This window comes from Nocardiopsis sp. NPDC006139, assembly GCF_040614155.1.
GTDB classification, from domain to species: Bacteria; Actinomycetota; Actinomycetes; order Streptosporangiales; family Streptosporangiaceae; genus Nocardiopsis; species Nocardiopsis changdeensis.
The window spans coordinates 142,575-160,836 of the sequence record NZ_JBEXTT010000004.1 but is presented as its reverse complement, the minus strand read 5'-3'; the positions used below and the strand labels follow the sequence as shown (position 1 = coordinate 160,836).

Genomic DNA, 18,262 nt, shown 5'->3' with positions numbered 1-18,262 from the left:
CGGGGGCCTTCCGCCGCCCGACGGGCGGGCCGAAGGGCGGCGGAGGTACGAAAGGGCGGCCTAGGGCGTGTTTTTTGAACCTCCGCTGCGCTTCGGTTCGTGCTCGGCGCCCCCCGAGGGCGGGAACCTTCGGCCCTGCGTCGACATCCTCGTTCCTCGGATGCCTCCTCCGGGCCTCCAGAACCCCGCCGGGCGCCTCACGAACCCCCAGCAGTACAGGAGAGCATTCAAAAACAGGCACTAGGCGGAGTAGTGGGCGTACCAGAGGACGGCCTCGCCGTAGCCGCGCTTGCGGTCGCGGGCGAGGCCGGCGGGCCAGGCGGGCTCGGCGGTGCGCTTGGAGCGCTCCACCACCACCAGCGCGCCGTCGGCCAGCCAGGAGCGGGAGGCCAGGTCGGCGAGCACGGCGGCGATCTCGGCGTCGGTGACCGCGTACGGCGGGTCCGCCACCACCAGGTCGTAGGGCCCGTCCGGGTTGTCCTGCGCGACCACCCGCTCCACCCGGTCGGCGGCCAGCCGGGCGCCGGGCAGGCCCAGCGCGTCGATGTTGTCCCGCACCACCTTGGCCGCCCTGCGGTCGGCCTCCACCAGCAGCGCGTGGGAGGCGCCCCGGGACAGGGCCTCCAGGCCGATGGCCCCCGAGCCCGCGTACAGGTCCATGACCCGCAGCCCGGTCAGCGGGCCGAGGTCGGACTGGGCGGAGGCGAACAGGGCCTCGCGGGCCCGGTCGCTGGTGGGGCGGGTGGTGCGGCCGTCGGGGACGGAGAGGCGGCGCCCCCCGGCCGTCCCGGCGATGATGCGGGTCATGGCACCACCGTAGCCAAGGCGCCGCGCCTCCCGGACTCCCCGGCGCGCCTCCTCCCGCGGTGGGGCCGACGGGGGGAAAGTGGCCACTAAGCGGGAGTTGCCCGAATCCGTACCGGAGGCGACCCCTACGATCGCGGTACTCGAACGCCATGTCCGAAAGGGGCGATCACCGTGCGCCGTGCCGTCTGCCCGGGTTCCTTCGATCCGGTGACCTACGGTCACATCGACATCATCGGCCGGGCGGCCAAGCAGTACGACGAGGTCGTCGCCGCTGTGCTCAACAACGTGAACAAGAGGGGCTTGTTCACGGTCCCGGAGAAGCTCGACATGCTCCGCGTGGGGACCGAGGACCTCGCCAACGTGCAGGTCGCCGAGTTCGACGGGCTCCTGGTCGACTTCTGCCGCGCCAACGGCATCGACACCATCGTGCGCAGCCTCCGCTCGGTCAGCGACTTCGACTACGAGCTCCAGATCGCCCAGATGAACTACCGCCTGTCCGGGGTGGAGACGGTGTTCATGACCGCGAACCCGCAGTACTCCTTCCTGTCCTCCAGCCTGGTCCGGGAGATCGCCCAGTACCACGGCGACGTCTCCAACCTGGTGACGCCCTACGTGCAGGACCGGCTGCGCGAGAAGTACACCGCGAACGGCTGATACGCGGGCCTTCCGGAGCTGATTTGGGTGCTCGGGGACGTGATGGGTAGAATCCAGGTTCGACCATGTGCGTCGCCGTCTTCGGCGTGCGCGCGGGCCGGTACCGGCCGCCACCGGCGGACCGCCCGGCTCCCGGAATCCTCGTGAAAGCCCGATGACCCTGTCTCGTCTCAATCCCCGTGACCCGTTCGTGGTCGACACCCAGGCGCTGGGCCGCCAGCCGGGGTCGATGCGGACGGTCCAGCGCATCGTGACCGTCCCCGAGGCGTTCGCGAACGCGATGTCCTCCGTGCCCGAGGGCCGCGAGCTGGAGCTCGACCTGCGCCTCGAAGCGGTGATGGAGGGCGTCCTGGTCACCGGGACCGTGCGCGGGCAGATCACGGCCGAGTGCTCGCGCTGCCTCGACCCCCTCTCCGAGGACTTCGAGGCGGGCTTCCAGGAGATGTTCCGGTACACCGCCGACGAGGACGGCCTCCACCAGGAGGACCTGGAAGCGGACGACGACGATGAGGACTACTATCTAGAGGGCGACCTGCTCGACCTCGAACCCGTGGTCCGAGACGCCGTCGTCCTCGCCCTCCCGCTCTCGCCGCTGTGCGACCCGGACTGCCCGGGCCTGTGCTCGGAGTGCGGTGCCCGACTCGCCGACGCGGGACCCGACCACGGTCACGGCGACCGTGTCGACCCCCGGTGGGAGGCGCTCCGCGACCTCGCGGAGCGGCCCGGCGAGTGACAACAGCCCTTCCCCGTGCACCACGGGGATGATCCCGGCCCCGTGCCGGGCGCCCCGTTCTACGGAGCACACCCCGCAGTGCGCGGGGCCGACCAGATAAGCGACCTCCCGCGATCCGCGCGGGGGTGACCCAGGAGGATTGAAGTGGCCGTCCCGAAGCGGAAGATGTCGCGGAGCAACACCCGGACCCGCCGTTCCCAGTGGAAGGCGTCGCGCCCGGTGCTGGTCAACTGCCCGCGCTGCCGCGACCCCAAGCAGCCCCACGTCGCCTGCCCGACCTGCGGCACCTACAACAACCGCCAGGTCGTCAACCCGGCGTAACCGCGTATGCCAGGTCCTCGGGTCACCGCACCCGACTCCTGCCCCCGGGGCGGGTCCGTACCACGGACCCGCCCCGAACGCTGTCCGGGGCCCGCGGGGGAGGCGCGGACGGGCCGGGATTTGTAGAGTGTGACCGAGGGACGGCCCAGGGCGTGTTCCGCGGATGTCCTCGTGCCGTCCGGCGTTCGCGCCGTCCGGCACGAGCGGCCTCCAGGCGATCTCTCGCAGGACGACCGTTCCGGGGTGCCGCGCGGCACCGCGCGGCGGGGCCCGCCCGGGCCCGGCCGGCACCGCGAGAGACGGACCGGAGGACGCGAGCGAACACGCCCCGAGCCGCCCCGCCCGTCCTACCGTCCACGCGACGGCCGGCCCGCGGACCGCACCGGAGTTCCCGAGTTCGTGGTGGCCGCCGGGGGAGCGGGCGCCGTGTCCGGCGCCGGGCTCCCGCGACGCTCACCTCGTTTTCGAGCACCCTGGTCGGGCCGTGCGTCCGCGACCGCGCACGCGCGCCGCACCGGCGTGCCCGAACAGGGAAGTGAAACGAGTGGCCACCCAGCTCTCCTCCGCCGAGACCAAGGCGTTCCACCAGGCCATCGGGGTCGAGGTCGACCCCAGGATCCTGGTCCGCGCGCTGACCCACCGCTCCTACGCCTACGAGAAGGGCGGCCTGCCCACCAACGAGCGCCTGGAGTTCCTGGGCGACTCCGTGCTCGGCCTGGTGGTCACCGACACGCTCTTCCGCAAGCACCCCGACCTGCCCGAGGGGCAGCTGGCCAAGCTGCGCGCCGCGGTCGTCAACATGCGGGCGCTGGCCGACGTGGCCCGCGGCCTGGGCATCGGCGCCTACATCCGGCTGGGCCGCGGCGAGGAGGGCACCGGCGGGCGCGACAAGTCGTCGATCCTGGCCGACACCCTGGAGGCCATCATCGGCGCGGTCTACCTGGACCGCGGCCTGGACACCGCCTCGGAGTTCGTGCACCGGCTGTTCGACCCGCTGATCGCGACCGCCTCCGGGCTGGGCGCGGGCCTGGACTGGAAGACCTCGCTCCAGGAGCTGACGGCCGCGGAGATGCTGGGCGTGCCCGAGTACCACGTGGACGAGTCGGGCCCCGACCACCAGAAGACGTTCCGGGCCACGGTCAGGGTCGCGGGGGAGAGCTACGGCCTGGGCGAGGGCCGCAGCAAGAAGGAGGCGGAGCAGCAGGCCGCCGAGTCCGCCTGGAAGGCGATCAAGGCCCGATCCGAGGCCGCCGGAAACGGAAAGAGGTAGGTACCCCGATGCCCGAGCTGCCCGAGGTCGAGGTCGTACGCCGGGGGCTGGCCGCCCACGCCGTGGGACGCACCGTCGCCGGGGTCGAGGTCCTGCACCCCCGCGCGGTGCGCAGGCACGCCCCCGGCCCCGCCGACTTCGCGGCCCGGCTCGAGGGGCGCACCCCCACGGCCGCGCTGCGCCGCGGCAAGTACATGTGGCTGGCCCTGGACGACGGGTCGATGCTCCTGGCCCACCTGGGGATGAGCGGCCAGATGCTGGTCCAGCCGCAGGGCAAGCCGGACGAGAAGCACCTGCGGGTGCGGCTGCCGCTGTCGGACGGCAACGAGCTGCGGTTCGTCGACCAGCGCACCTTCGGCCACCTGATGGTGGACGGGCCGGGGGAGCGGGCGGACGTGCCGGCGTCGGTCGACCACATCGCCCTGGACCCGCTGGACGCGGAGTTCGTCCCGGAGGCGTTCGTGCGCGCGCTGCGCGCCAGGGACACCGAGGTCAAACGGGCGCTGCTGGACCAGTCGCTGATCAGCGGCGTGGGCAACATCTACGCCGACGAGGCCCTGTGGCGGGCCGGCCTGCACGGGCGGCGCGGCACCCGGGGGCTGACCCGGGCGCAGGCGACCGAGCTGCTGGGGCACGTGCGCGACGTCATGACGGAGGCGCTGGCGGTGGGCGGCACCACCTTCGACGGGCTGTACGTCAACGTCAACGGCGAGAGCGGCTACTTCGCCCGGGGGCTCAACGCCTACGGGCGGGAGGACCGGCCGTGCGGCCGGTGCGCCTCCCCGATCGTGCGGGAGTCGTTCATGAACCGCTCCTCGTTCAGCTGCCCCTCGTGCCAGAGGCCCCCGCGGAGGTCCCGCACCGCCTGACGGGTCTGTGACGGGTGGGGCGGGTGGGGTTTTCCGGGTCCGAACGGCCCAGAGGACCGCACAGTGAGGAAAGTGTCTCCCCAAGGTAAGGAAGAGGAACGGTCAATGAGCGGCGGCGACGAGGTCGTCCGACTGACCGCGTGGGTGCGCGGACATGTACAGGGAGTGGGTTTCCGCTGGTGGACGCGTTCCCGAGCGCTGGAACTGGGGCTGGTCGGGGCCGCCACGAACCTCGCGGACGGCCGTGTGGAGGTCGTGGCGGAGGGTTCCCGGAAAGCCTGCGAGGAGCTTCTTGAACGCCTCAAGGGCGGCGGAACACCCGGCCGTGTGGACTCTGTGGTCGAACGTTGGGGTCCGGTCGGGGGTACGTTCACCGGTTTCGTCGAGCGGTGAGTATCCTGGAGGGGTAACGCGATTCGAGCGCACCCCGCGACCGCGACGGTCGGTACCGAAGGCTCGTGGCAGGGTCTCGTGAGGTGCGTCGGCCGTCATCGTGCGTTCCCGCGCGTCTCCGGCCCGGCCGGGGCGGCCTTCTTCGCATCGTGTTGACGCCACCTGCCCGGGACTTCTCACTCCGGATCAGAGTGGTTACCGAGTGTTTGTAATCCAATCTTGACCAGTGGCGCGCCTAGTGAGACTCTGGAAGGCACACCGCGCAGCCTTCCACCCGCGTGGAAGAAACGTCCATGAAAGCGAATCGCACATCATGGAGAAAGAAATCCCGCGGGGTGTCGCATGCGCAAAATCACAACTGGTCACTCAGTGTGGAGGACCCACATCATGGCGAAGGCTCTGTTCGGCCACGTCGGCGGCTCCGACCCTCGTATGGTCCAGGAGATGCGACGGCTTCAGAAGCGGGTACGCGACCTCGAGGACGAGGTCAGCCGGCTCCAGGCGCGCAACGACCAGCTCAGCATGGCGGTCAGCGACGTCGCGGGTGCCACCGACCGCGAGCCCGCGCTCGCCTGATCCGCGCGTTCCGCGCCCGGCGATGACCGGCCGCGCGCGCCGCGCACGAATCCAGGGGTGGGGACGCCTTTCCGCTGTATCGTCCGGGCGTCCCTGAATCCTCACCGGTGGGATTCCCACCGGATCCACAAGTCCACCGCGCCGCAGTCTTTCCTTTTCCATTGCGGCCTCTTTTCCTTTTAGTACCCGGCGGACTCCGTCACAACCCTCCGTGTCCGCCGGTGATCCCCCCTCCTCGACTCCTCCCGGGAAAGCCGGGAGGAAACGTACGAACACGCGACGCGCAGGGCGGACCTGCTCCGCCCGGCGACGCGTCCCCCACCGGCACACCGCGCCGACCCCCGCACCCCTGTCGCCTCTTCGTGGCACCCTTGTACGGGTCGGCCCGCCTTCCCTCCCCGGAAAGCGCGGCGCGAACGCCCGGTGGCCACTGCGGGAGGTGTGGGTGTACCTGAAGAATCTGACGCTGCGCGGCTTCAAGTCGTTCGCGTCGGCCACCACCCTGCGCTTCGAACCGGGGATCACCTGTGTGGTGGGCCCCAACGGCTCGGGCAAGTCCAACGTCGTCGACGCCCTGTCCTGGGTGATGGGCGAGCAGGGCGCCAAGTCGCTGCGCGGCGGCAAGATGGAGGACGTCATCTTCGCGGGGACCTCCACCCGCCCCGCGCTGGGCCGCGCCGAGGTCAGCCTCACCATCGACAACACCGACGGCGCGCTGCCCATCGACTACACCGAGGTCACCATCAAGCGGACCATGTTCCGCAACGGCGGCTCGGAGTACGCGATCAACGGCGACACCTGCCGCCTCCTCGACATCCAGGACCTGCTCAGCGACTCCGGCATCGGCCGCGAGATGCACGTCATCGTCGGCCAGGGCCAGCTCGACACCGTCCTGCACGCCGGCCCCGAGGAGCGCCGCTCGCTGGTGGAGGAGGCCGCGGGCATCCTCAAGCACCGCAAGCGCAAAGAGAAGGCGATCCGCAAGCTCAACGCGATGCAGGGCAACCTGGACCGGGTCACCGACCTCACCGCCGAGCTGCGCCGCCAGCTCAAGCCGCTGGGCCGCCAGGCCGAGCTGGCCCGCCGGGCCGCCGTCATCCAGGCCGACCTGCGCGACTCCCGGCTGCGGCTGCTCGCCGACGACATCGTCACCCTCACCGAGCAGCTCGCCAAGGAGGAGGCCGACGAGAAGGACGTCCTGCGCCGCCGGGCGGCGGTGGAGGCCTCCCTCGCCCAGGCCCAGGAGCGCGAGTCCGAGCTGGAGGCCCAGGCCGCCGAGGCCGCCCCCGCCCTGGCCCGCGCCACCGAGACCTACCACGCGCTGTCCCGGCTCACCGAGCGGCTGGACGCCGTGCGCGGACTGGCCGCCGAGCGCTTCCGCAACCTCGCCTCCGTCGGCGACGAGCCCGCCCACCGGCGCGACCCCGCGGAACTGGAGATGGAGGCCGAGGAGGCCGCGGCCCAGGAGGAGGAGCTGCTGGCCCGGCTGGACGAGGCCCGCGAGGTCCTGGAGACCGCCGTCGCCGAGCGCAGCGCCGCCGAGGACGCCCTGTACCGCGAGGAGAAGCGCCTGGAGGCCGCGGGCCGGGCCGCCGCCGAGCGCCGCGAGCAGCTGGTCCGCCTGTCGGCGAGCGTGGAGGGGCTGCGCGGCCGCCTGGCCTCCGGCGAGGCCGAGATCACCCGGCTGGAGGAGGCCGCCGCCCAGGCCGCCGAACGCGCCGAGCAGGCCCAGGCCGAGTACGAGATGGCCGCCGAGGAGGCGGCGGGCCTCGACGAGGGCGACGCCGAGCTGGACGCCGCCCAGGAGGAGGCCGCCGCCGCGCTCGCCGCGGTCGAGTCCGAGCTGAACCGGCTGCGCGACGCCGAGCGCTCCGCCGAGGGCGAGCGGGCCGCGCTGGCCGCCCGCAAGGAGGCCCTCGAACTGGGGCTGGCCGGCAGGGACGGCGCCGCCGCCCTGCTCGGCTCCGACCTGCCCGGACTGCTCGGCTCGCTGGCGTCCCTGGTCCAGGTGGAGCCCGGCCGGGAGGCCGCGGTGGCCGCCGCTCTGGGCGCGGCCGCCGGCGCCGTCGCGGTCGCCGACCCCGACGCCGCCGTCGCCGCCCTCGAACTCCTGCGCGCCGAGGACGCGGGCCGGGCCGGGATCGTCATCGCCGGGGCCGTGCCCGCCGTGCCGCGCGCCGACTGGCCCCAGCCCCCGCCCGGGGTCCGCTACGCGGTGGACGCGGTCACCGCCCCCGAGCACCTGGCCGGGCCGGTCACCGCGCTGCTGGACCGGGTGCTGCTCGCCGCCGACCTGGCCGCCGCCCGCGACCTGGTCGCCAAGCTGCCCGCGGTGCGGGCCGTCACCCCCGACGGCGACGTGCTGGCCGGGGCGCTGGCCCACGGCGGCTCGGCCGCCGCGCCCAGCCTGCTGGAGGTCCAGGCCGCCGTCGACGAGGCCGCCGCCAAGCTGGAGACCGCCACCGCGGCCGCGGCCGCCGCGGCCGAGGAGCTGGACGCCGCCAAGGCCGAGCGGGCCGAGCTGTCCGCCCGGGTCCAGGAGCTGACGGCCCGCCGCCGCCAGGGCGAGCGCAAGCGCAACGAGACCGCCCAGCGCCTGGGCAAGCTCGGCGGTCAGGCCCGCTCCGCCGAGGCCGAGTCCGCGAGGTACGCCGCCGCGGCGGCCAAGGCGGCCGCCGCCCGCGCGGAGGACGTCGAGAAGCTGGCCCGGCTGGAGGAGCGGCACGCCGAGGCCGAGGAGATGGCCGCCTCCCTGGAGGAGGAGGCCCCCGACCCGGAGGTGCGCGACGAGCTGTCCGCGCAGGCCTCGCGCGCCCGCGCCGCCGAGATGGAGCGCCGCCTGGCGGTGCGCACCGCCGAGGAGCGCGCCCGCGCCGTCGCGGGCCGCGCCGAGCAGCTGCTCGCCCAGGCCGCCGAGGAGCGGCGGGCCGCCGAGCGCGCGGCACAGCGCCGCGCCCTGCGCGGGGCGCAGGCCACCCTCGCCGAGGCCGTCGCCGAGGGCGCCCGCCTGGCCCTGGAGCGCATCGCCGCCTCGCTGGCCGCCGCCGAGTCCGAGCGGTCCGCCGCCGAGGCGGGCAAGGAGGCCCGCGACGCCGAGCTGCGCACCGTGCGCGCCCGCGTCCGCGAGCTGTCCGTCGACCTGGAGAAGCTCACCGGTTCGGCGCACAGCGGCGAGATGGCCCGCGCCGAGCGCCGCCTGCGCCTGGAGCAGCTGGAGACCAAGGCGATGGAGGAGATGGGCGTGGACGTGCCCACCCTCGTCGCCGAGTACGGTCCGACCGTCCCGGTGCCGCCGCCCGCCGAGGCGGGCGAGGACGGCGTCCCGGTGCCGTACGTGCGCGAGGTCCAGCTCAAGCGGGCCAAGGCGGCCGAGCGCCAGCTCAACCAGCTGGGCAAGATCAACCCGCTGGCGCTGGAGGAGTTCGCCGCGCTGGAGGAGCGGCACGCCTTCCTCAACGCCCAGCTGGAGGACCTCAAGAAGACCCGGCGCGACCTCATGGACATCGTCCAGGAGGTGGACGCCCGGGTGCAGGAGGTGTTCGCCTCCGCCTACCTGGACGTGGAGCGCGAGTTCTCGGCGATCTTCGGCCGGCTGTTCCCGGGCGGTGAGGGGCGGCTGCTGCTCACCGACCCCGACGACATGCTCACCACCGGCATCGAGGTGGAGGCCCGTCCGCCCGGCAAGAAGGTCAAGCGGCTGTCGCTGCTGTCGGGCGGCGAGCGCTCGCTGACCGCGGTGGCGTTCCTGGCGGCGATCTTCAAGGCCCGCCCGTCGCCGTTCTACGTGATGGACGAGGTCGAGGCGGCCCTGGACGACACCAACCTCCAGCGGCTGCTGGTGATCTTCGAGGAGCTGCGGGAGTCCTCCCAGCTCATCGTCATCACCCACCAGAAGCGCACCATGGAGGCGGCCGACGCGCTGTACGGCGTCACCATGCAGGGCGACGGCATCTCCCAGGTCATCAGCCAGAAGATCGAGCGCTCCGCCTGACCCGGGAAGGGGAGCGGCCGCCCCCTCCTGGAGAGGGGACGGCCGCGGGCCGGGGAGGGGTCAGCCCCGGTCGATGGTGATGACCGGGGAGGTCCAGGTCTCCCAGTGGTCGGGGTTCCCGGCGTCGCCGAGCGCCTTGAGGGCGCGCAGCTCCAGCCGGTACTCGCCGTTCCTCACGTCCTTGACGCGGCCGTGCGCGTCGACGTAGGTGCCGTCCCACACGTAGCTGTGGAACGAGGTCGGCGTGGCGTTGCGGCCGACGTGGTCGACCGACACCGCGATGTTGTTGCGCGGGTGGATCGGGCGGCCGGTCCGCTCGTCGATGACCACCAGCTCCAGCCTGGAGACGTGGTGGTCCAGGTGCGCGATGACGTAGGGGGCGTCGGGCAGGCCGTCCACCCACTCCAGGGTGTAGGTCTCGCCGTCGGGGCGGTTCTCGAACGAGCCGCCGTCGGCGCACTCCAGGCCGGAGAACGCGGCGCACTCGGTGATCCGGGTCAGCCAGGGCAGCCCGTACTCGGTCGGGGTGACCGCGGTGATCTCCTGGTAGTCCCCGTTGTAGGCGGCGTAGGGGACCCGGAAGGTCTCCCCGCCGACCTGGGACACCACCACGTAGCCGCCGTAGACCATCTGCTCGTAGTCGCGGGCGGGCGGGGTGACGGTGACCCGGACGTCCACGGAGTCGCCCGCGGCGACGGTCACCTTGTCGGAGTCGAACGCCACGTCGGCGGAGCCGTCGTTGAAGCTCGGCGCGAAGGTGTCGCCGTGGGTGCCCAGCGCGCTCTCGTGGGAGAGCTCGTACACGGCCTCCTCGTCACCGTCGTTGGTGATGGTGACGGTCTCCGTGGCCGGCCCCTCGGTCGCGCCCAGGGACAGCTTGCCCGGGGTGACCGTGGAGGCGGCCAGCACCGAGCCGGGGATGTCGAGCATGCCCGCGCCCTGGCGGTGGACGTTGTCCAGGAGGCCGAGGCCGGGGTTGCCCCACCAGGCCCGGGGGTCGGCGCTGTTCTGGAGGACGGTGCGCACCTCGTGCGCGTCCAGGTCGGGGCGGGCCTGGAGGAGCAGGGCCACGCCGCCGGCCACGTGCGGCGACGACATCGAGGTGCCGCTGATGGTGGCGTAGCCGCCCTTGGCCATCGGGTAGGTCGAGTTGATCAGGCCGCCGGGGGCGCCGATGTCCGGCTTGACGGAGAGGTCCGCGGCCAGGCCGTAGGAGCTGAAGGAGCTGATCAGGCCGCCGGTCGGGTTGGGGACGGTGGAGGTCTGCTCGGTCCACTCCAGGGTGACGGGCTCGCCGCCCTCCAGCAGTTCCAGCAGATGGGCGCCGGAGGTGTCGGAGACGCCGACGGAGAAGGCGTCGCCCGCCGCGACGCCGCCGCCGGCGAACAGGCCGGGCACGTTGTTGTAGATGACGACGCCGGTGGCGCCGGCCGCCACGGCCGCGTCGTACTTCTCGGCGAAGGTGCACCCGCCGCGGATGACGAGCGCCGTCCGCCCGGTCATGTCGCCGACCTCGTCGCCGAGAGCGGTACAGGCCCGGCCGGCCTCGGCGAGCGGGTCGGTGGTGCCCGAGGTGGCCGGCACCGGGGCGTCGTCCATCTCCATGTAGGGGACGGGCTCGCCGCCGGGCCGCGCGAGGGCGGTGGCGGTCCGCACGTGGGTGTTGTCGAAGGACGCGACGCCGATGACGTTCTCGCCCAGGCCGGGCGCGCCCGCAGAGTACAGGCCGGTGGCGCCCTCGTTGCCGATGGAGGCGACGACGACCATGCCCTCGTCGACCAGGTTGTCGGCGGCGGTGGCGGTCGGGTACTGCGGCCAGGAGTGGGAGGAGCCGATGCTCATGTTGAGCACGTCCATGTCGTCGGCCAGCGCCTGCTCCATGGCCGCGATCATGATGTCGGAGGTGGTGGAGCCGGAGCAGCCGAACACCTTGTAGGCGCCGAACTCGACGTCGGGGGCCACACCGGTGACCTCGCCCTCGGCGCCGACGATGCCCGCGACGTGGGTGCCGTGGCCGTTGCAGTCCTGGGGGTCCGCGTCGGGCACCGGGACGGCGGCCGGGTCCTGGGCGTTGAAGTCGTCGCCGACGAAGTCGTGACCGGTGACCACGCGGTCGTTGGGGAAGCCGCCGCCGCCCAGGTCGGGGTGGGTGTAGTCGACGCCGGTGTCCATGATGGCGACCCGGACGCCCTCGCCCCTGAGGCCGAGCTCGTTCTGGGCGATGTCGGCGCCGGTCATGGGGAGGGCGGTGTCGAGGTCGGGGACGCTCTCGTCCACCTCGGGGATCCGGTAGGTGACGACGGGGTAGATGGCCCGGACGCCGGGGATCTCGCGCGCGGTGCTCACCTGCGCGTCGTCCATCTCGACGGAGAAGCCGTTCCACAGGTCGCTGAAGGAGTGGCGTTCGTCGTACTCCAGGCCGAACGCCTCGGCCTCGGTGCGGAACTCGTCCTGCTCGGCGTCGACCTTCGACTCGGAGGTGCCCTGGGTGGTGGGCGGGCTCTCCAGCTCGATGAACCACAGGCCGTTCGCCTGGTGGACCAGTTCGCCGTCGCCGGGGGCGGGAACGGGGTGCAGGGGCGCGAGTTCCGAGATCTCGTCGGCTCCCGCCGGGGCGGCGGAGACGAGGCCCGCCAGCAGGGTCAGCCCGGCGAGTGACGCCAGGTGTTTACGGTGGGGTGCCACCTTGTCAACACATCCCTTCTCTGCGCGCGCCTCGGGACGCCGGGGGAATGGTGGCGGGACAGCCCGTGGGGGTACGGGGTACACGGTTGGGGCTATACACCGCGTCAAGTCCTTACTCGGTTAAATGGCGCGCATAGCAACGAGATCATTGCTGTGTGCCATCTCCGTGTCAATGTTCACCAAGACTCAATATGGCCACACAGAGGATGAAAACGCTCCCAAGTGACGTGTGTTTCGCAAGGTGAGAAAGCGGATGAAGTTCACTTTTGGGTAGATTCCGGAGTCCTGAATTGTGGTACCGGGTTCCTTTTCCGCCCTCGTCCGCCGCGAACGCCGGGCCGGACGCGGTGTCGCCCCGGCCGGTGCCCGCCGGGCGCCGGCCAGTACAGTGGTGGGGCCGATCCGCCCCGCACACGGGCGACCGGCCGGTGTCGACAAAGCGAAGTCCGGTACCGCGGCCCCCACGGCCGCCCAACCCGGCGCTGCCCCGCAACCGTGAAGCCCCGCCCCGGCGGGGACGAGCCGGGTCGCCTGACCGACACCGCACGCCACCGTCCTCGTGGGAGGGACAGGGCCGTCCTCCGCCATGGCCGCTCCCCTTCCCCCGGTTCCCCAAGGAGCACCGTGCGGATCGCACACCGACTTCCCGCCGTCCTGCTGGGCGCGACGCTCGCCCTCACCGCCTGCGGCGGCCAGGGCGAGGAGCCCGAGCCCGCCGAGTCCGCCGAGCCGGGCACCGACACCGCCGCCGCGACCTGCGCGCCGCCCGCGGCCGACCCGGACCGCCCCGGCGTCGGAGACGGCACCTTCCCGGTCACCCTCACCGACGCCACCGGCGAGGTCACCCTGGAGGCCGCCCCCGAGCGGATCGTCTCCCTCTCCCCGAGCCACACCGAGATGCTCTTCGCCATCGGCGCGGGCGACCTGGTGGAGGCGGCCGACGAGTACTCCAACCACCCGCCCGAGGCGCCCACCACCGACCTGAGCGGGTTCACCCCCAGCGTGGAGGCCGTCACCGAGTACGACCCCGACCTGGTCGTCATGTCCGACAGCACCGCCGAGGTCGCCGAGCAGCTCGGCGAGGTGGACATCCCCACCCTGGTCCTGCCGGCCGCCGCCACCCTGGAGGACACCTACGCCCAGATCCGCCTGCTGGGCGACGCCACCGGCCACAGCGAGGACGCGGACGCGGAGGCGACCCGGGTCGAGACCGAGTTCGCCGAGGTCGTCGAAGAGGTCTGCGCCGAGGCGGGCGACAGCGGCCTGACCTTCTACCAGGAGCTGGACGAGACCCCCTTCGCCGCCACCTCCGAGACCTTCGTCGGCCAGGTCTACTCCTCGTTCGGCCTGGTCAACATCGCCGACGCGGCCGACGACGGCACCGCCGGGGGCTACCCGCAGCTCTCGCAGGAGTACATCGTCGAGGAGAACCCCGACCTGATCTTCCTGTCCTACGGCGACGAGGCCGCCGTCGGGGCCGTGGCCGAGCGCCCCGCCTTCGACACCGTCACCGCCGTCCAGAACGACGCCGTCTACCTGCTCGACGCCGACATCGCCTCCCGCTGGGGGCCGCGCGTGGTCGACTTCGCCCGGCTCGTCGGCGACGCCGTCCTCGAGAACGCGGACAAGTAGTGCCCCGGGGCGTTGTCGGTGTCCCCCTCGGCTGGGGCGCGGGCGGCCTGGTCCTGTTGGCCGCGGCCGTCCTCTTCGGGGTCTCCGCGGGAGCGGCCTCCCTGTCCGCGTCCGACATCGTCCTGCACCTGCTGAGCCTCCTGCCGCTCGACGTGGAGTCACCGCTCACCGAGCGGCAGGCGGCCCTGCTGGTCGAACTCCGGCTGCCCCGGGTGGTCATGGGCGCCGTGGTCGGAGCCCTGCTGGCCACCGCGGGCGCCGCCTACCAGGGCGTCTTCCGCAACCCGCTGGCCGACCCCTACCTGCTGGGGGCCGCCGCCGGGGCCGGGCTGGGCGCCACCGCGGTCATCGTCTTCGGCGCCCAGATCAGCGACGACCCCCGGGCCCTGGTGCCGGTGGCCGCCTTCGCCGGGGCCCTGGCCGGGGTCGCCGCCGCCTACCTGCTCGGCACCACCGCGGGCGGGGGCGGCACCGCCGCGCTCGTCCTGGCGGGGGTGGCGGTGTCCTCGTTCCTGTCGGCCGTCCAGACGTTCGTGCAGCAGATGGGCACCGACCAGCTCCAGCGCATCTACGCCTGGCTGCTGGGCGGACTGGGCCGGGGCGGCTGGGACGACGTGCGCCTGATCGCCCCCTACGCGGTGACCGGGATGCTCGTCCTGCTGGTGTGCGGCCACCTGCTGGACATGCTCGCGCTGGGCGACGACAAGGCCGTCAGCCTGGGGCTGGACCCGGCCGTGGTGCGGATCACCGTGATCTCCGCCGCCTCCCTGGCCACCGCCGCGGCGGTGTCGGTGAGCGGCCTCATCGGGTTCGTCGGCATCGTGGTGCCGCACATCGTGCGCCGGCTGGTGGGGTCGAGCTACCGGGCCGTCCTGCCGGTGACCATGATCGTCGGCGCGGCCTTCCTGGTCGCCGTCGACATCGTCGCGCGCACCGTCGCGGCACCGGCCGAGCTGCCGATCGGGGTGGTCACCGCGTTCCTGGGGGCGCCGTTCTTCGTGCTGATCCTGCGCACCACACGCCACCGCTCCGTCTGAACGGGCCCGTGCCCGGTCACCGGTTCGTTCCCGGCACGCCACCACGGTGTGATGCGAATGCGTCGAACACTCTGGGAGACTGGGCGGGCTATGGAAATCTACTTGTACGCAGGTCTTGCCATCGTCCTCGTGCTCGCGGCCGTCGGCGGATTCTTCCTGGTCAGGACCCGGCGTTCGGTCGCGCCGGGCGAGGAGGAGACCGCTCCCGAGGTCACCCGCGAGCCCCAGCCGACCACCCCGGAGGACCGGGAGAAGGACGGCGGGGCCGACCTCCTCCCGCCCGCCCAGGCACCTCCGGCGGGCGCGACCGCGGCCCCCGCGCCGCCCGCCGAACCCGAGCTGGAGACGCCCCCGCCCTCGGCCGGACGCATGGTCCGGCTGCGCGCCCGGCTCGCCCGCTCGCAGAGCGCCCTGGGCCAGGGGCTGCTCAACCTCCTGTCCTCCTCCTCCCTCGACGAGGACGCCTGGGAGGAGATCGAGGACACCCTCATCACCGCCGACATCGGCGTCACCTCGGCCACGCAGATCGTGGAGAACCTGCGCACCAAGGTCAAGGTGCTGGGGACCCGCGACCGCGACGAGGTCCGCGCCCTGCTCCGCGAGGAGCTGCTCGCCCAGATCCGCACCGACGCCGACCGGGCGGTGCACACCGCGCCGCACGGCGACCGCCCCGCGGTCATCATGGTCGTCGGCGTCAACGGCACCGGGAAGACCACCACCACGGGCAAGCTGGCCCGGGTTCTGGTGGGCGACGGCCGCTCGGTCGTCCTGGGCGCCGCCGACACCTTCCGCGCCGCCGCCAGCGAGCAGCTCCAGACCTGGGGGTCGCGGGTGGGCGCCCCGGTCGTGCGCAAGGAGGAGGGCGCCGACCCGGCCAGCGTGGCCTTCGACGCGGTGGCGCGCGGCATCGAGGACGGCGCCGACACCGTCATCATCGACACCGCCGGGCGCCTGCACACCAAGACGGGCCTGATGGACGAGCTCGGCAAGGTCAAGCGCGTGGTGGAGAAGAAGTCCCAGGTGGACGAGGTGCTGCTGGTGCTGGACGCCACCACCGGCCAGAACGGCCTGCGCCAGGCGCGGGTGTTCGCCGAGGTGGTCAACGTGACCGGCATCGCGCTCACCAAGCTGGACGGCACCGCCAAGGGCGGCATCATCGTGCAGGTCCAGCGGGAGCTGGGCGTGCCGGTCAAGCTGGTCGGCCTGGGCGAGGGCCCCGACGACCTGGCGCCGTTCGACCCCGAGGTGTTCGTGGACGCCATCCTCGGCTGAGCGCGGACCCCTCCACGGCGGCCGGCCGCCCCGATACGGGGCGGCCGGCCGCCGGCGTCTCCGGGGGAGTCGCGCGAGCCTCCTGTGACCCACGTCATGCAATTGGAATACCGGTGTTACACGGCGGGGTGACTTCCTGGCAATGACTCCGTTATCGCCGTGAGATGTGACGCTACGCTGCGCGAACATCGCCCAGAGTCGATGTGAGGGTGGTCGCCCTGCGCCGGTGCACGTGCATCGGCCGCATGCGGGGGGTTCGTTCACGGGGCGTTAACACGACTGGCTGTCCTTTTACGCCCGTGCAACACGTGGGGCGACACCGAGAAACACCCCGGTCGGACAGTTGCCTGCGTGGTGTTCTGCATCGGGCCCGATGATGCGCTCGCTGACTGCCGCCCTCACAGACAATCCCCCGTCCGTCCTATGGAGGCGACGTAATGATTGACACCGGCACGACAGCCTGGTTGTTGACCAGTGCCGCGCTCGTGATGCTCATGACACCGGGCCTGGCCTTCTTCTACGGAGGCATGTCGCGGGCCAAGAGCGTCCTGAACATGATGCTGATGAGCTTCGCCAGCATCGCCATCGTGAGCATGCTCTGGGTCCTGATCGGCCACTCGCTGACCTACTCCGAGGGTTTCGGGCCCCTGCAGGCGTTCATCGGCGGCTTCGACTACGTCGGCCTCACCAGCCTGATCGGCGAGAACTCGGGTGAGGGCCCCGGTTCCTACCCGCTGCTGGTCGACGCCGGATTCCAGATGATGTTCGCCATCATCACCGTCGCCCTGATCAGCGGTGCCATCGCCGACCGCGCCAAGTTCGGCGCCTGGCTGCTGTTCGTCCCGGTGTGGGCCCTGCTGGTCTACTTCCCCGTCGCCCACTGGGTCTGGGGCGAGGGCTGGATCGAGAGCATGACCATCGGCGGCTACAACGTCATCGACTTCGCCGGCGGCACCGCGGTCCACATCAACGCCGGCGCCGCGGCCCTGGCGCTGACCTTCGTGCTCGGCCGCCGCAAGGGCTTCGGCTCCGAGTCGATGCGCCCGCACAACCTGCCGTTCGTCCTGCTGGGCACCGCGCTCCTGTGGTTCGGCTGGTTCGGCTTCAACGCCGGCTCCGCCTACGTCGCCGACGGCACCGCCGCCCTGGCCCTGGTCAACACCCAGGTCGCGACCGCCGCCGCCACCGCCGCGTGGATGCTCGTCGAGCGCATCCGCTACGGCAAGGTCAGCGCCCTGGGCTTCGCGTCCGGCGCCGTCGCCGGCCTGGTCGCCATCACCCCGGCCGCCGCCAACCTCACCCCGGTCGGCGCGATCATCCTCGGCCTCGTCTCCGGCGGCGTCTGCGCCTACGCCATCAGCTGGAAGTTCAAGTTCAAGTACGACGACGCCCTGGACGTGGTCGGCATCCACATGGTCGGCGGCATCATCGGCTGCCTGGCCCTGGGCTTCCTGGCCGCCGACGTCACGGGCGGCTCCGCCGGCCTCTTCTACGGGGGCGGTGTCGGCCTCCTCGCCGTCCAGGCCGTCTCCGTGGTCGGCGTCATGCTCTACTCCTTCGTCATCACCTTCGTCATCGGCAAGGTCATCGACCTCATCATCGGGTTCCGCATCCCCGAGGAGGTCGAGACCAACGGGCTCGACCACGAGCTCCACGCCGAGTCGGCCTACGCCTTCGACGAACTCGACGAGCTGGAGGCGGAAGCGGTCTCCTCGCCGACGCCTCCGGGCGGGGAGACGGCCTCATCGCAGGTCAAGGCCTAGTCTTCAACGTTGAGGCCGGAGGTCTTGCGCCGCTGACGCGGTGAGGTGACCCAGGGGCCGGCGGGGAGTGATCCCCGCCGGCCCCGTCGTCGTCCACGGAACCACCGCCGACGCGGCATATGGGGGCATTCGTACCGGATGTTGGCCGTGTTCTGTGCTGTGGTTCGATACCCTGGCGGGGCGGCGCGGTCGGGGCGCCGGACGCCGTTGAGGCCGGTCGTACGGCCGGATCGCGCGAAGCGCCCATGCCGACCCGAAC

General features: G+C 72.4%; 14 protein-coding genes. 12 read left to right on the top strand and 2 right to left on the bottom strand.

From position 1 onward, the window contains the following. Nucleotides 1–240 precede the first annotated feature (240 nt). Nucleotides 241–807, bottom strand: coding sequence for a 16S rRNA (guanine(966)-N(2))-methyltransferase RsmD (gene rsmD, locus ABZ249_RS06860; RefSeq protein ID WP_355258294.1), 567 nt, complete (start codon nt 805–807; stop codon nt 241–243). A gap of 171 nt (nt 808–978) precedes the next feature. Between rsmD and coaD the strand changes: the two genes are divergently transcribed. The 8 genes from coaD (at nt 979) to smc (ending at nt 9,614) form a co-directional block, all read left to right on the top strand. Beyond that, a complete protein-coding gene (gene coaD, locus ABZ249_RS06855) occupies nt 979–1,461 on the top strand; it encodes a pantetheine-phosphate adenylyltransferase (protein WP_220563109.1) in 483 nt (160 codons plus the stop codon). A 154-nt stretch (nt 1,462–1,615) separates the two neighbouring features. Next, the gene (locus tag ABZ249_RS06850) at nt 1,616–2,194 is read left to right on the top strand and encodes a DUF177 domain-containing protein (RefSeq protein ID WP_355258291.1); all 579 of its coding nucleotides are present in this window, start codon (nt 1,616–1,618) and stop codon (nt 2,192–2,194) included. A 144-nt stretch (nt 2,195–2,338) separates the two neighbouring features. Continuing rightward, a complete protein-coding gene (gene rpmF / locus ABZ249_RS06845; RefSeq protein ID WP_073379826.1) occupies nt 2,339–2,515 on the top strand; it encodes a 50S ribosomal protein L32 in 177 nt (58 codons plus the stop codon). Nucleotides 2,516–3,059: 544 nt separating this feature from the next. Continuing rightward, a complete protein-coding gene (gene rnc, locus ABZ249_RS06840) occupies nt 3,060–3,785 on the top strand; it encodes a ribonuclease III (RefSeq protein ID WP_220563106.1) in 726 nt (241 codons plus the stop codon). A gap of 8 nt (nt 3,786–3,793) precedes the next feature. After that, nucleotides 3,794–4,654, top strand: coding sequence for a bifunctional DNA-formamidopyrimidine glycosylase/DNA-(apurinic or apyrimidinic site) lyase (mutM, locus tag ABZ249_RS06835; protein WP_355258287.1), 861 nt, complete (start codon nt 3,794–3,796; stop codon nt 4,652–4,654). 105 nt (nt 4,655–4,759) lie between these two features. Continuing rightward, a complete protein-coding gene (locus ABZ249_RS06830) occupies nt 4,760–5,047 on the top strand; it encodes an acylphosphatase (RefSeq protein WP_220563104.1) in 288 nt (95 codons plus the stop codon). Nucleotides 5,048–5,434: 387 nt separating this feature from the next. Continuing rightward, the gene (locus ABZ249_RS06825) at nt 5,435–5,623 is read left to right on the top strand and encodes a hypothetical protein (protein WP_220563103.1); all 189 of its coding nucleotides are present in this window, start codon (nt 5,435–5,437) and stop codon (nt 5,621–5,623) included. Between the two features lie 445 nt (nt 5,624–6,068). Beyond that, nucleotides 6,069–9,614, top strand: a complete 3,546-nt coding sequence (gene smc / locus ABZ249_RS06820) for a chromosome segregation protein SMC (RefSeq protein ID WP_355258283.1) — start codon at nt 6,069–6,071, stop codon at nt 9,612–9,614. A gap of 60 nt (nt 9,615–9,674) precedes the next feature. Here the strand turns inward: smc and ABZ249_RS06815 are convergent, their stop codons facing one another. Continuing rightward, the gene (locus tag ABZ249_RS06815) at nt 9,675–12,299 is read right to left on the bottom strand and encodes a S8 family serine peptidase (protein ID WP_355258280.1); all 2,625 of its coding nucleotides are present in this window, start codon (nt 12,297–12,299) and stop codon (nt 9,675–9,677) included. A 624-nt stretch (nt 12,300–12,923) separates the two neighbouring features. Here ABZ249_RS06815 and ABZ249_RS06810 point away from each other — a divergent pair. The 4 genes from ABZ249_RS06810 (at nt 12,924) to ABZ249_RS06795 (ending at nt 18,003) form a co-directional block, all read left to right on the top strand. Then, nucleotides 12,924–13,931, top strand: a complete 1,008-nt coding sequence (locus tag ABZ249_RS06810) for an ABC transporter substrate-binding protein (protein WP_355258278.1) — start codon at nt 12,924–12,926, stop codon at nt 13,929–13,931. Beyond that, a complete protein-coding gene (locus tag ABZ249_RS06805; protein ID WP_355258275.1) occupies nt 13,931–14,968 on the top strand; it encodes an iron ABC transporter permease in 1,038 nt (345 codons plus the stop codon). Before ABZ249_RS06810 ends, ABZ249_RS06805 begins: the two co-directional genes overlap by 1 nt. Before the next feature lie 90 nt (nt 14,969–15,058). After that, nucleotides 15,059–16,240 carry a signal recognition particle-docking protein FtsY gene (gene ftsY, locus ABZ249_RS06800; RefSeq protein ID WP_220563099.1) on the top strand — a complete coding sequence of 394 codons (1,182 nt, stop codon included), beginning with the start codon at nt 15,059–15,061 and terminating at the stop codon, nt 16,238–16,240. 437 nt (nt 16,241–16,677) lie between these two features. Beyond that, on the top strand, nt 16,678–18,003 hold the full coding sequence (locus ABZ249_RS06795) for an ammonium transporter (RefSeq protein ID WP_355258271.1): 1,326 nt from the start codon (nt 16,678–16,680) through the stop codon (nt 18,001–18,003). Nucleotides 18,004–18,262 lie beyond the last annotated feature (259 nt).